General features: G+C 48.5%; 14 protein-coding genes. 1 reads left to right on the forward strand and 13 read right to left on the reverse strand.

What is annotated here, in order from left to right:
- Positions 1-159: 159 nt before the first annotated feature.
- The 10 genes from DW769_RS01465 to DW769_RS01520 all read right to left on the reverse strand — a co-directional run bounded on the left by DW769_RS01465 (position 160) and on the right by DW769_RS01520 (position 9,742).
- Positions 160-1,686, reverse strand: coding sequence for a Na+/H+ antiporter NhaC family protein (locus DW769_RS01465; RefSeq protein WP_055267079.1), 1,527 nt, complete (start codon positions 1,684-1,686; stop codon positions 160-162).
- 34 nt (positions 1,687-1,720) lie between these two features.
- Positions 1,721-2,968, reverse strand: a complete 1,248-nt coding sequence (locus tag DW769_RS01470; RefSeq protein ID WP_055218295.1) for a 3-isopropylmalate dehydratase large subunit — start codon at positions 2,966-2,968, stop codon at positions 1,721-1,723.
- A gap of 18 nt (positions 2,969-2,986) precedes the next feature.
- The gene (locus DW769_RS01475; RefSeq protein WP_022462500.1) at positions 2,987-3,478 is read right to left on the reverse strand and encodes a LeuD/DmdB family oxidoreductase small subunit; all 492 of its coding nucleotides are present in this window, start codon (positions 3,476-3,478) and stop codon (positions 2,987-2,989) included.
- 45 nt (positions 3,479-3,523) lie between these two features.
- A complete protein-coding gene (locus DW769_RS01480) occupies positions 3,524-4,774 on the reverse strand; it encodes a 3-isopropylmalate dehydratase large subunit (RefSeq protein ID WP_055218299.1) in 1,251 nt (416 codons plus the stop codon).
- Positions 4,775-4,779: 5 nt separating this feature from the next.
- On the reverse strand, positions 4,780-5,262 hold the full coding sequence (locus DW769_RS01485; protein ID WP_118699910.1) for a LeuD/DmdB family oxidoreductase small subunit: 483 nt from the start codon (positions 5,260-5,262) through the stop codon (positions 4,780-4,782).
- Between the two features lie 135 nt (positions 5,263-5,397).
- Positions 5,398-5,757, reverse strand: coding sequence for a pyroglutamyl-peptidase I family protein (locus tag DW769_RS01490; protein ID WP_238033056.1), 360 nt, complete (start codon positions 5,755-5,757; stop codon positions 5,398-5,400).
- Between the two features lie 316 nt (positions 5,758-6,073).
- A complete protein-coding gene (locus DW769_RS01495; protein ID WP_118749867.1) occupies positions 6,074-7,069 on the reverse strand; it encodes an asparaginase in 996 nt (331 codons plus the stop codon).
- 416 nt (positions 7,070-7,485) lie between these two features.
- Positions 7,486-7,701, reverse strand: coding sequence for a hypothetical protein (locus DW769_RS01505; RefSeq protein ID WP_022462490.1), 216 nt, complete (start codon positions 7,699-7,701; stop codon positions 7,486-7,488).
- A 270-nt stretch (positions 7,702-7,971) separates the two neighbouring features.
- Positions 7,972-8,307, reverse strand: a complete 336-nt coding sequence (locus tag DW769_RS16715; protein ID WP_243105399.1) for a hypothetical protein — start codon at positions 8,305-8,307, stop codon at positions 7,972-7,974.
- Between the two features lie 133 nt (positions 8,308-8,440).
- Positions 8,441-9,742: an MFS transporter gene (locus DW769_RS01520; RefSeq protein ID WP_117760423.1), complete on the reverse strand. Its 1,302-nt coding sequence runs from the start codon at positions 9,740-9,742 to the stop codon at positions 8,441-8,443.
- Positions 9,743-10,372: 630 nt separating this feature from the next.
- Between DW769_RS01520 and DW769_RS01525 the strand changes: the two genes are divergently transcribed.
- The gene (locus DW769_RS01525) at positions 10,373-11,209 is read left to right on the forward strand and encodes a 4Fe-4S binding protein (protein ID WP_442857759.1); all 837 of its coding nucleotides are present in this window, start codon (positions 10,373-10,375) and stop codon (positions 11,207-11,209) included.
- Between the two features lie 49 nt (positions 11,210-11,258).
- On the opposite strand, the gene DW769_RS16340 is transcribed toward DW769_RS01525, so the two are convergent.
- From DW769_RS16340 to DW769_RS01535, 3 genes are all read right to left on the reverse strand, one after another.
- On the reverse strand, positions 11,259-11,420 hold the full coding sequence (locus tag DW769_RS16340) for a hypothetical protein (protein WP_158568531.1): 162 nt from the start codon (positions 11,418-11,420) through the stop codon (positions 11,259-11,261).
- A gap of 172 nt (positions 11,421-11,592) precedes the next feature.
- The gene (locus tag DW769_RS01530) at positions 11,593-12,627 is read right to left on the reverse strand and encodes an alcohol dehydrogenase (protein WP_117760425.1); all 1,035 of its coding nucleotides are present in this window, start codon (positions 12,625-12,627) and stop codon (positions 11,593-11,595) included.
- A gap of 4 nt (positions 12,628-12,631) precedes the next feature.
- Positions 12,632-13,282: a vWA domain-containing protein gene (locus tag DW769_RS01535; RefSeq protein ID WP_118749870.1), complete on the reverse strand. Its 651-nt coding sequence runs from the start codon at positions 13,280-13,282 to the stop codon at positions 12,632-12,634.
- Between the last annotated feature and the right edge of the window lie 84 nt (positions 13,283-13,366).

The raw sequence follows: 13,366 nt of genomic DNA on the forward strand, positions 1-13,366 counted from the left end.
AAATCCAATTCCTTCTGTTCCAATTCACATTCCTGCTCCAAAAGCGTTCCGCTTCTTCTTTGCAGGACACCGTTGTCCTGTGAATGTTTGTTCTATTTTTTAGTATACGGTTCTTTTTCTCTCCCGTCAAGCATTTCACGCGTTTTTCTGTTTTCTTTTTTATTTTTTGCCGTTTTCCGCTTTTTTTGCGCAAAATCTGCGCATTCCGGTTAAAACAGCCAAAAGAAGAAGAAGGCTGACGCCAAGTGTGATCCACCACGTTCTGGTCACGGCTGCAATCAGATATCCCACCAGGCAGACACACGCCGTAACGGCCGCATACTGCATCTGCGTCGATACGTGGTTCAGATGGTTGCTCTGCGCACCCGCACTTGACATAACCGTCGTATCCGAGATCGGCGAAATATGGTCACCGCAGACCGCCCCTGCCAGGACGGCGGATACCGAGATAATCATCATCTCCAGATTTGTTCCGGCTGCGAACATGCCCGTTGCAATCGGCACAAGAATCGCGAACGTTCCCCAGGAGGTTCCCGTCGAAAAGGAAAGGAACACCGCCACGGCGAACAGCACCACCGGGATAAAAATACTTGCGGATGCATGGTCTCCCACGACGCTTCCGACAAACTGGGCCAGGCCCATCGCATCACCGACGCCTTTTAAGGTCCACGCAAAGACGAGAATCGTAACCGCCGGAACCATCAGCTTGAAGCCCTCGGACAGGCTGTCCATAAAGCTCTTGAAGGTGATGACCTTCCGCGGAAGATACAGCGCCATCATAAACAGGATCGTCACGACAGAGGCAAAAATCAGACTCGTCTCTGCATCACATCCTGCGAACGCGGAAATCACATTGTCCGCGCCGCCGAGGAAGCCAGTGTAAACCATCGCTCCGATCGCTGATACAATCAGTACGGCAACCGGGAGCACGAGGTCGATGACTTTTCCGTTCGGATTGACCTCCTGCTCGGAAACCTGCTCAAACTCCTCGCCTCCGGTCGTGAAAAGATCACCTTTGGCGGCATTATCCTCGTGGAGCTTCATCTGACCAAAATCAAAGCCGGTGTAGCAGATGTAAAAGACCATCGCAATTGTAAGGATCGCATACAGGTTATACGGAATTGTCCGCAGAAACAGCTGGAATCCGCTGATTCCCGCATCCGCCGGCACATACGAGTTGACGGCTGCCGCCCAGCTTGAGATCGGCGCGATAATGCAGATCGGCGCTGCGGTGGAGTCGATGATGTATGCGAGTTTCGCGCGGGAAACCTTGTGGCTGTCCGTGACCGGGCGCATGACAGAGCCGACTGTCAGACAGTTGAAATAGTCATCCACAAAAATCAGAACACCAAGCCCCATCGTTGCCAGAAGCGCACTCCGCTTCGTTTTGATCTTCGTCCCCGCCCATTTTCCATACGCCGCCGAGCCGCCGGATTTCGCCATCAGCACGACAACCATGCCAAGCAGGATATCGAAGATCAGAATGTTGATGTTCATGCTGTTCCGTAAAATTTCAAAGAAGCTTGTGAACGCATCCCACGGATGGAAGCCGGTGTACAAAAGGACACCGACTGCCGATCCGATGAACAGGGAACTGTAAACTTCTTTTGTTACAAATGCAAGCAGAATTGCAAGCAGCGGCGGGACGAGTGCCCACCAGGTTCCGATAAACATTGAACCATTCATGTCGTCTGTTTTCCCTTTCTGCTGTTAAGTTCGTTTACACTTCCGGCGTCACAATTTTTCCAGCTACTGCACATGCTGCCGCTGTCTTTGGAGATGCCAGATAAATTTCAACTTTAGAAGTACCCATTCTTCCAAGAAAGTTTCGGTTGTTCGTTGCTACAACACGCTCGCCGTCAGAGAGGATTCCGCCCGCTCTTCCGCAGCACAGACCGCAGCCTGGATGTGTAATCATGGCGCCTGCCTCTGCCAGTGTATCGAGAATGCCCATTTTGCTTGCCTGCAGATAAATCTTGCGGCTTGCCGGTGTTACGATCAGTTTTACGTAGTCGGCTACTTTTTTGCCTTTTAAAACCTCGGCTGCCGCCTGCAGATCCTCGAGACGGCCGTTCGTACAGGAACCGATGAAGACCTGATCGATCGGGGTTCCCTCGAGAACGCTGGTATCACGGATCTTGTCTACCTGGGACGGGCATGCCATAACCGGCACAAAATCCTCGGCGCGGTAGGTGATGGTGCACAGATATTTTGCATCCTCATCGCCTTTTAAGCTCTTCTGATAGTCATTGAGTTCGATCTCGCAGTATTCTGCGGTCTTCTCATCCGGGGTAAAAAGTGCACATTTGGCACCTGCCTCGATCGCCATGTTGGCAATCGTCATACGGCTTGCCACGGTCATATTTTCTACGGTGCTTCCTGAGAACTCCAGTGCGCGGTACGTTGCGCCGTCTGCACCGAGGTCACCGATCAGACGCAGGATAATGTCTTTTGACATCACATTTTTCGGCAGCTCGCCTTCGATGACAACTTTGATCGTCTCCGGCACTTTGATCCACATCGTACCGGTTCCGAGGATGCTCGCCATCTCGGTGTAGCCGATTCCGGAAGAGAATGCACCGACACAGCCGTATGTCGTCGTGTGGCTGTCGGTTCCGAAAACAACGTCGCCCGGTTTTACGTAACCTGCCTCTGTCATTAACTGATGGCAGATTCCGTCGCTTCTGTGTACGTTTTTCATGCCGTATTTCTTTGCAAATTCATCGCCTTTGTGGAAATGTCTCGTATCGTCCACCTGGCTTGCCGGAACGAGGTGGTCGTAGATCAGAACGACTTTATCCGGGTCCCACAGTTTGGTAAAGCCCATCTCCTCGAATTTATCGCCGACAAACGGGATGAAGATATCATGAATCATGACTCTGTCCACGTTGACCGTCACAATGTCGCCCGGTTTTACGTCTTTTCCGGTGTTGTGGCGGATGATTTTTTCAATTACTGTATTGCCCATCGTTTCTTCCTCCCGCTCTTAATCCAATCCGTTGCGCTTGCGCATTGCCTTTACCAGGCCGCCTGCCTGAATGATATCCATCAGGTTCTCCGGCAGAGCTGCGATCGGGTATGTTTTTCCGTTGTAATCAACATGCTCATTCATCTTGACGGTGATGGTGTCGCCCTCTTTGATATCGTCGTGCAGATCCGGCTGCTCGATCAGAAGAAGGCCGTTATTGATGGAGTTGCGGAAAAAGATCCGAGCAAAGGATTTCGCGATAACGCAGGAAATGCCGAGCGCCTTGATGATCTCCGGTGCCTGCTCTCTCGAGGAGCCGCAGCCGAAGTTCTTTCCTGCCACGATGATGTCGCCCTTTTCAATCTGTCCGGCCAGTTCCGGGCGGAGCGGGGAAAAGCCGTACTGTTTCATATCGTCAATTGTCTTTAAAGCAAGATACTCGGTCGGGATAATGATATCGGTATCAATATCGTCTCCAAGCACCCATACTTTTCCTGTAAATGCTTCCATATGTTTATTCTCCCAAAAATATTATGTATCCCTCAAAGAAAATGGTCAGATCTGGTCTGCGGTCGCAATCTTTCCGGCAATTGCAGATGCGGTTACGGTTGCGGCAGAGCCCAAGTATACTTTGGAACTTGGATGACCGGCACGTCCCTTGAAGTTACGGGTTCCAGTGCTGATCAGCACTTCGTTCTCACCGATGACACCCTGGCAGCTTCCCCAGCAGACGCTGCAGTTCGGGTTCATCACAATAGCTCCTGCCTCCATGAAGGTATCGATGATACCCTCTTTTAATGCCTGGCGGTAAATCGTCTGGCTTGCCGGAACAACGAGGAAACGGACGCCCTCTGCGACTTTCTTTCCGCGGATGATCTCTGCGCCGACGCGGAGATCTTCGATTCTTCCGTTGTTGCAGGATCCAAGGAATGCTTCATTGATCGGCGTTCCGCAGGTCTCTTCTGCCGGAACAACGCGGTCTACGAAATCCGGTTTTGCAACAACCGGGCGGACTTTGGAAAGGTCAAAGGTGTACTCTCTGACGTATTTTGCGTCCGGATCGCTGTGAAAGATTTCTTTTGGCTCTCTTCCGTGCTCTTTCAGGTACTCGATGGCTTTCTCATCTGCCTCAAAGATACCGGTCTTGGCGCCGGCCTCAACTGCCATGTTGCAAAGTGCCATACGGTCGCTGATGCTTAAAGTCTTTGCACCCTCACCGGTAAACTCCATCACCTGGTAGTTGCATCCGTTTGCGCCGACCTCGCCGATGATGGTGAGGATCAGATCTCTCGCATAAACGCCCTCCGGCAGTTTTCCTACAAGATTGAATTTTACGCTTTCCGGTACGAGTACCCAGGAAGTTCCCGTTACCATGCCGTACAGGAAATCGGTACAGCCGACACCGGTGCCGAATGCGCCGAGTGCTCCGTAAGAGCAGGTATGGCTGTCAGCGCCGAAGATCAGCTCGCCCGGGCGGACATAGTTCTCAATCATCACCTGATGGCATACACCTTTTCCTTCCCAGAAGTCAATGTTGTTCTCTCTTGCAAAATCACGCATCTTTTTCTGGGATGCTGCTGTTTTCGGGCTGTCGGACGGCACGTTGTGGTCGACGATGAAAACGAGCTTTTTCGGATCCGCAATGTGCGGGTGGTTTAATTTGTTGCGGTACATATCAACCGTCAGATGGGTGGTTCCGTCGTTGCTCATCAGACGATCCAGTGTTACGGTGTGGATATCTCCCGGCTTTACTTCCGGAACGCCGGCTGCAGCGGCGATAATTTTCTCTGCAATTGTCATTCCCATGGTTCTTACTCCTCCTCGCGGTTCAAAGAAGCAATCAAGCCTCCCTGATTCAGTATGTTCTGCATATATTCCGGCAGTTTGGTACAGGTGTACGTTTTGCCGTTCACCTCTGCGGTTCCCTCGGACATATGGAGGACCATGGTGTCCCCGTCTTCTACGGCATCCGGCAGGTCTTTACAGACAATCGCCGGGAGACCGATGTTGATGGCATTGCGGAAAAAGATTCTGGCGAAGGATTTTGCGATGACGGCCTGCACGCCGAGTGCTTTTAAGACGCCTGGTGCCTGCTCTCTTGAAGAACCGCAGCCGAAGTTTTCTCCTCCTACGACAAAATCTCCCGATTTTACTTTTTTTGCAAAGTCCGGATCTAACGATTCAAACGCATGACCTTTCATCTCATCCAGATTCGGCAGAAGCAGATACTGGGATGCGATGATCTGGTCTGTATCAAGGTCATTATGAAATTTAAAAATTTTACCCTGTTCCATTTTCTTTCGTTCCTTTCGCATAAAAATTCTGACGAATCTTATTGTATCACAAAAAATATGGTTTGCAAAAGAGAAAATAGCAAAAAAAGCAGACCGCCGCACCAAAATTCCGGTACGACGGTCTGAAAGTCTGTTTTAGTGGGTAGTTCCCATTGCTTCTTTTACTTCTTCTTTGTTGGTTACGACTACCTCGATGCAGTATTCCAGAGATTTTGCAATCGTTTCCAGCGGCATGCTTGCCATGGTGCTTGCTTTTCCGACTACCTGCTCGCATGCGAACGGTACGTGGATGAAGCCTGCGCGGATGTTCGGATATTTCGTTGCGCACAGGTGAAGCACATTGTACATGACACAGTTGCATACGTAGGTGCCTGCGGTGAAGGATACGTGGCACGGAAGGCCGTGTTCGCGGACGTTCTGAACCATTGCTTTGCAACGGTGTTTCGCTTCTGTTCTTTTGTCATATCTGCTGTAAACCTTAACCGTTTCATGCATGCACCTCCGAAATCGTTATCGTTCACACATATGTTGTAACTGTAACCAGCGGTTGGATTCGTCATCCAAAATCCGCCGTTTTCCGCACTGCATCATGAATTCAATTCTACTAAAATGTTCAAAAGATGTCAACCTGTTTCTGATTTTTCTATGAAATTTGCACAATTCTTCCAATAAAAATCAATTTTGCGTCCGTACTATCTGAAAATTTTGTGGAAAATTTCTTTTTCCTCAAAAAGAAAAAGAGGCGTTCACAGCCAGCAGAAACATTTCTTTCCTGCGGACCGTGACAGCCTTTTTGCCGTCTTTCTTTTTCTTATTTCCAGACCGTATCGTAGTTGATCGGTTTATAGAATGCTTTTTCCCGGCTCTCATGATCATCCGGACGGTTGCCGAGAAGCCACATGGTTTTAGTTGCGACTGCCTCCGGGGTCATATCGTATGACTCGAGAATGTTGCACAGGGTTTTCATCTCATGGCCGACTTCATAGACGGTCATATCGCTTCCCTCGTGAGAAACCTGGGTACACATGATGATGAGTTTTTCCGGGTACTTCTGGCAGAGCTCGTAAAACGGCTCCTTGATGCTCGCCGGAATACCGCCGACACCGAAGCTCTCCACAATGATCGCATCGTAGTGCTCAAAAATCGCCGGAAGCAATACCGGGCTGATTCCCGGGATCAGTTTCAAGAGAAAAACGTTATCGCTTAAGTTTTCATAAAAACGAACCGGCTTTTCATACGGCAGCATCGGCAGATACCGCAGAATCCGGCGGTCCTGTATTACCGCAAGGTACGGGAAATCGATGCTGGAAAAGGCATTGTAGCTCTTCGTCCGCACCTTCTTCGCGCGCGTTCCCGCGATGACTTTTCCGTCGAACACAATCTGTACACCCTGGGATGCATCATCACAGGCGTAATAAAAGCTGTCGGACAGGTTTGTCTTTGCATCCGTGATATCCAAATTGATCGGCCGCTGTGCTCCGGTGATGACGATCGGCTTTTCCGAATTCTGAATCATATAGGAAAGCGCCGCCGCGGTGTACGCCATCGTATCAGTTCCGTGCGCGATGACGAAACCGTCGTAATCCTCGTAATGCTCCTTCGCCACTTTCACCAGCGTGCTCCAGTTCTCCGGAACCACATTCGAGCTGTCCAGATTGAACGGATTCACCGCCGTAATCTCACAGAGGCCTTCCACCTCCGGAATAGAAGACAATAACTCCTCCGGCGTAATCTGCGGAGTCAAACCATTTTCCGTCTTCTTCGAAGCGATTGTGCCGCCGGTTGCGATAAATAAAATCTTTTTCAATGTAAATCACTCCTGTTTTCTCGTTTGGTAACAAGTTTTCTTTATCTTAGCAGACTTTGGGGACGGCGTAAATGATGAATTTGGAAATCGAGAAACCAATCCTTTCCATTGACGCAAAAAATTCCGTTTGCTATACTGAATTTTAGACACAGAAAATCCTTATCTACGAATTTTACATTCAGAAAGCCAGGCTTCCTATGAATCATGAAAATCATCCCGGTCATCCATATCTTTATTCTTTTCTTCTTGTTTTCGGTCTGACGCTGATCTGCGCTCTGCTTGCGGGATCTTCGTATTGATCGGAGCGTGAAAAACAGGAAGCTGCCGAACAGCGCAGAATCCAGGAGCTGCATAATGAATTTCTGACTCAGAAAGATTAAACACATGTTAAACATACGTGAAACGCCCTTTACCGGCTACGCCTTCAGCAGCACCTTCTGCCCGCAGACCGGGATTTCCTCGAGATACTTAAAATACCACTTCTTCCTCCGCGCCGAATACCGCACCACCACCGGAATCCAGCAATTTTCCACTTTCAGATACACATACTGCCCGGAAGCCACTTCCACCTCGCCGTTCTGCTGCTCTACAAATGCACGGTTTTTCTTTATTTTTACAATGCCTTTCGTCATAATGATCATCCTTTCTGAACGGGTTTGAAAAGATACTCTACCTGTATTGTATGCAGAGGGGATAGGAAATTTCCACTTTTCAGGGGCAAAAAAACAGGACACGGGATTCCCCCATTGTCCTGTTCTCCTTTTATCACACACCTGCTTACCCCTCAGCATCGTTCTGCTGCCAAACTTTATCGCTCGAATCAGAACAGCTGCCCCAGCAGTTTCAGCTTTTCCTTTTTGGGGAATGCGGCTTCAAATTTTTCAAAAGCTTCCGGGTTCTTCTCACAGATCAGAATCCGCCAGCTTACGAAAAATCGCCGCCATATATTCCAATGGTCCGCCCGCCAGATAATCATGATGAAGCTGCGCAAGTTTTGGATCGCGGTATTGTTCCAGCGTCAGCATTTTGCGAAAATTGGCAGAGAATGTTTCTTTCGTCCAATGCTCAAACTGCGCCATGCTGTAATCATGAATCTGTGCAATCGGGGTCTGCAGATAGAAGTGTAATGGGGTCTGGTACCAATGTGCAGCTCCTCGGTGTCCAGAAACGCATCCTTGTGATCGACTCTTCCGGCTTTCCGGATCTGGCCTGTCTGCGCTTTTTTCAGGCAGCCACATTCCCGGCAGCCCGACTCACTGATTATCGTAACACGTAACCTCTCTTTGTGAAACCCCGGAGTCAAAAACAAAAAATCTCAAAACCAGTTGCTCTTGTTCTCCTGGTTTTGAGATTTTTTATGCTGTGTATCTTTTATTTTTCACCCGCCATCGGCTGATGGTCTGCAATTTTCAGAAAAACAAATCCAAGCGCAAAGAAAACCGCCAGACATGCAACCGCTACGTTGATCGTTCCTCCCGCCAGCTTTACAACTGCAATGACTACAGATCCAAGGAAGGAAGCGCCCTTGGCAAAAATATCGTAGATGCCAAAATATTCTCCCGAATTCTCCGCCGGAATAATTTTGGAATAATACGACCGCGACAACGACTGAATTGATCCCTGAAAGCATCCCACTCCAAATGCCAGAATCGCAAAGTGCACCAGCGTCCGCAGTGTCAGCGCATAGAGGCAGATGACAAAATAGCCTGCGATACAGATCAGAATCAGGGATACCGTATCTTTTTTCCGCGACAATTTTGCAAAAAACAGAGATCCTCCAAAAGCGACAACCTGCGTGGCAAGCAGGAAAACAACCTGTCCGACCGTATTCAGATTCAGATCGGTTCCGATGTTGATGCAGTTGTCAATGATAGTTCCAACCCCATCAATATAGAGAAAGAATCCAATCAGAAAGAAAAATACTTTCCGGTCCGAAACTGCGATTTTTTTCAGGGTTCTGAATATTTTTCCAAATGTCTGACCGACGGTAACCGTTCTCATTTCCACGTAATTCTTCTGCCGATACTCCTTCAGCAACGGCAGCGTCACCACCAGCCACCAGAGAGCCGTCACGCAAAAGCCAATCATCTTAGAGACAAAATCCGGCAGCACCCCGACCATATCCGGCCCCAACACGTAAGCAATCAGTGCTACAAGAAACGGAATGCAGGATCCCAGGTATCCCCACGCATAGCCATAGGAGGATACCTCATCCATACGTTCCTCCGTCGTCACGTCATTCAGCATGGAATCGTAAATCGTCAGCGATGCATTATAGCAGACTCTTGTCACAATATAAATGACCAGAAACAGCACCCAGCTCGTCGCAACGCCATTCAGCACACATCCTGTGATGCCAAGACCTGCCGTTGTGGTAAAAAAGATCTTTTTCTTATCCTTACGATCCGCCAGCACACCGCAGACAGGACCGATCAGTGCCACCACCACCGTAACAATGGAAATGGCAATCGAATAATACGCCGTCGCCTGATCCGAACTGATTTTTCCCGGCCCTGTACCGATTGCCAGACTCTTAAACCAGATCGGAATCAGCGAACAGGCAAGCATAATAAATGCCGAATTTCCCACATCATATAAAACCCATGCAAACTCCTGCTCCGTCAGATTTCGAAACACTTTTGTCCGATGAAGAGCACGAAACAGACCACTCATACTCCAATCCCCACTTTCTTTTATTTTGTCATGCAGTATCAGTGTAGCATAGATTTCTTGATATTCAAAGTATTTTTTTGTATGAAAGTAGCCAAAATCATTTGCGAAACGCCAGTTTTCCCATCCTTCCATGATCCGCCGGAAATTTCACAGCAGATCATTTCGATTTCTCAGATTAATGCCGGTGTCTGCGCCAAAACGGAAAGGATCGCAATCACCGCAAAAATCACAGCAGCTGCCACTGCAGCAATCATAATTTTTCTTTTCATAGCATACCTACTTTCTCTATCATGTTTGCGGAATATTTTGTTTTCGTAATCATATCTTTTTTTCTAAAGACATTATACCCTATGCATAGGAATACATCAAACTTTTCCAGTCCAGGCCATTTCCAGACAGCTTTTAAAAACAGTCTGGCATGACTCCAAACGATTACAGGCGCAGGCGGTCATAACCGTCTGCGCCTGTAGTCGTTTCACTTTTTTTGCAGATGTTTTATAAGAATCTGATTACTATTTTTTTATTTCTCTGCTATACTTATGCTAAGATACCAGACACGCTCTTGCACCGGCCTGGCAGTCCGTGCATTGAGAAAAAATAAGAAAGCAGAGGATCAAAGAGATGACGAAAATCCCAAACAGACTTCACAAATACGTGCCATCTATGCTGCTGTTTCTGCTGTTTGAAGCAGTGGCAGTTACGCTGTGGCTCACAAAGGACAATTTTTTCTATCTGCTGAATTTCAGCTACATCGGAGCCTGCCTTGGGCTTGGAACGGCACTGTTTACCGCCGGGAAACGGTATGCCCGGCATTTCGTCCAGTTGGCGGTGGGCAGCTATATGTTGCTGTACCTTGGCGTGATTTCCCGTGAAAATATGCAGATCGAAGGGTTCTGGTACTACCTGTTTCTCGGCGTTTTCGAAGCAGCAACTATCCACTACGCGGTTGCAAAAATTTTCGGACCGTTGCTTTTTGGGCGTGGCTGGTGCGGTTACGCCTGCTGGACAGCTATGGTGCTGGACTTTCTGCCCTACAATCAGCCGCAGAAGCCACGAAAAGAAAAGCTGGGCTTCCTTCGCTATGTGATGTTTCTTCTGTCTCTGGCGTTGGTGTCCGGGCTGTTTCTGATGCAGGTGGCGCATTTGGAACAAATCATGTTCTGGCTTTTCCTTACCGGGAATGCGCTTTATTACATTGTCGGTATTGTGTTTGCCTTCCTGTTTCAAGATAATCGGGCGTTCTGCAAGTATCTGTGTCCCATTACGGTTTTTCTCAAACCCATGAGCTATTTTTCTCTTCTGCGTGTCCACTGCGATGAGGATAAGTGCGTCCATTGCAGGAAGTGTCTGCAGATCTGCCCCATGAACGTGGAGGTTAATAAGGAAACCCGCAGGCGGAAAAATGGAACAGAGTGTATTCTCTGCTATGAATGCACGAAAGTTTGCCCCTCAAAAGCACTGCATTAACCGTTTTCCTCTTCCGTAAATTTATTCCTCGCTTCAGCCGTCAGATCATTTAGTTCAGAGAAAACAGCGTGGCAATTAATTCCTTCTCTTCCTCTTCGGTCGGCAGATCTGCCATATCCATCCATCGTTCATATTCTCCGGCAAATCCTCCGGCAGCCATTGCCTCCATGCGAAAAGACGATACAGCCAGAAGTACGGATTGTCGCCACATCCGGACCCAGCGGATTCATAAAACCGATCCCTTAATTACCTATACATAATTTTACCTGATTTTTCATGAATCGTATATACTAATGGTTGGAAATCCCCCTGTTATAACAAAATTCCAATCATTATCATACCATATATAGTACATTAATGATTGGAATTATCTATATCTTCTTTTAGCATTCTACTGCTACCTTAATTACACCGTCCCGCTTACCTTCAAAGAGTTCATAGGCTTCCTCTATCCTTTCTAAGGAATAGGTATGGGTGATAAGCGGCTCTGTGTTCAGTTTTCCCTCTGCAATCAACCGTAATGTTTCTTCACAGTCACAGCCATCCACTCCTCCGGTTTTAAAGGTAAGATTTTTTCCATACATATCCGGAAGCGGCAGGATCTGTGCCTGATCATAAAGAGCAACCACCGTCACCAGACCATTGGGTCTCGCGCATTCCCAGGCCAGACGGAAGGTAGCTTCCGCCCCCGCAACCTCCAGCACAACGTCAGCTCCCCCATGATCGCTGTTTGCCCGTACAAACGCTTCACACTTCTCCGGAGAAACCAACAAAATCTCCGGATAATGCTGTCGGATAAACTGCAGACGATTTTTATCCTTTTCACACACAATAATCCGTCTTGGTTTTTTCAGCATTACCGAAAGCAGGGTACAGATACCGGTGGGGCCGGCTCCGATGATCAGCACCGTATCCTGCTCTGAGATCTCTGAAATACGCGCTGCCCAGTAACCGGTAGCCAGAACATCACCCACCAGCAATGCCTGTCGATCCGTAACGCCATCCGGAATCTTATTCAGTCCCTGATCTGCAAAGGGTACACGCACATATTCCGCCTGGCCGCCATCGATCCGGCAGCCCAGCGCCCAACCGCCATTTTCATCTGTACAGTTATTCACATACCCTTTCTTGCAGAAAAAGCATTCACCGCAGAAGGTCTCCACGTTTACTGTCACCCGGTCTCCCGGTTTTACCTTGGTAACTGCCTTTCCAACCTCTTCCACAATCCCCACCATCTCATGGCCAACCGTGATCCCGGGTACTGCCCGCGGAACGCTGCCATGCTTGATATGCAGATCGCTGGAGCAAATGCTGGCGAGTGTCACTTTGACAATAGCATCCCGCTCCTGCATCAGGGTCGGTTTTGGCTTCTCTCTTAATTCGAATTTTCCTTTTGAAACGTAGGTATACGCCTGCATATTTCTATTTTCCTCCACGTTTTTTATAATCCTCGTCTATACGTTTTTTCCAGTCTGCATTCAACGGGGCACTGCACCGGACAGAGCTGATTGCTTCGCTGACCACCTCATAATTCAACGCGGTTCCTTCACTGTCGCACTGATAGTTGACTGCACGGTCTGCACCGATTCCGAACTGGCTTGCGGTCTCTACCGCGTCAATATTGGCACCGAGGAACAAAAACTCCCAACCGTATTTCTCTTTCTGACGCTCGATCATCTGCTTCACTTTTTCGCTGTCATACCGGCGGCTGGCATTTTCCATTCCGTCCGTAGTGATTACAAACATGGTATGCTCCGGGACATCTTCCGGTCGTGCATACTTATGAACATTTCCAATGTGATGAATCGCACCGCCGATGGCATCTAAGAGCGCTGTGCATCCGCGAACTGTATAATCCCGGTCGGTCATCGGTCGGATTTTCTTTACATCTACACGGTCGTGCAGGACTTCACTCACATTGTCAAACAGTACCGTTGAGATCAATGCTTCGCCCTCTGCTTTTTTCTGCTGCTCAATCATAGAATTGAATCCGCCGATGGTGTCCCGTTCCAGTCCGTTCATGGAACCGCTACGGTCTAAGATAAAAACGATCTCTGTTAAATTCTTTCTCATATGCTTGTCCTCCTCCAAAAAGATCTCGCCCTTGCGGGCTCGCTGTCGCGGTATTCGCCAAGGTTTCGAGCAAGCTCGAACTTT

Origin of the sequence: Blautia sp. AM29-29 (assembly GCF_003480555.1) — a bacterium.
Lineage (GTDB): Bacteria > Bacillota > Clostridia > Lachnospirales > Lachnospiraceae > Fusicatenibacter > Fusicatenibacter saccharivorans.

Coding starts and splice junctions, on each gene's coding strand:
- DW769_RS01465 (WP_055267079.1), bottom strand. CDS start 1,686: ATGAATGGTTCAATGTTTATCGGAACCTGGTGGGCACTCGTCCCGCCG.
- DW769_RS01470 (WP_055218295.1), bottom strand. CDS start 2,968: ATGGGCAATACAGTAATTGAAAAAATCATCCGCCACAACACCGGAAAA.
- DW769_RS01475 (WP_022462500.1), bottom strand. CDS start 3,478: ATGGAAGCATTTACAGGAAAAGTATGGGTGCTTGGAGACGATATTGAT.
- DW769_RS01480 (WP_055218299.1), bottom strand. CDS start 4,774: ATGGGAATGACAATTGCAGAGAAAATTATCGCCGCTGCAGCCGGCGTT.
- DW769_RS01485 (WP_118699910.1), bottom strand. CDS start 5,262: ATGGAACAGGGTAAAATTTTTAAATTTCATAATGACCTTGATACAGAC.
- DW769_RS01490 (WP_238033056.1), bottom strand. CDS start 5,757: ATGCATGAAACGGTTAAGGTTTACAGCAGATATGACAAAAGAACAGAA.
- DW769_RS01505 (WP_022462490.1), bottom strand. CDS start 7,701: ATGACGAAAGGCATTGTAAAAATAAAGAAAAACCGTGCATTTGTAGAG.
- DW769_RS16715 (WP_243105399.1), bottom strand. CDS start 8,307: ATGTGGCTGCCTGAAAAAAGCGCAGACAGGCCAGATCCGGAAAGCCGG.
- DW769_RS01520 (WP_117760423.1), bottom strand. CDS start 9,742: ATGAGTGGTCTGTTTCGTGCTCTTCATCGGACAAAAGTGTTTCGAAAT.
- DW769_RS16340 (WP_158568531.1), bottom strand. CDS start 11,420: ATGTGGCGACAATCCGTACTTCTGGCTGTATCGTCTTTTCGCATGGAG.
- DW769_RS01530 (WP_117760425.1), bottom strand. CDS start 12,627: ATGCAGGCGTATACCTACGTTTCAAAAGGAAAATTCGAATTAAGAGAG.
- DW769_RS01535 (WP_118749870.1), bottom strand. CDS start 13,282: ATGAGAAAGAATTTAACAGAGATCGTTTTTATCTTAGACCGTAGCGGT.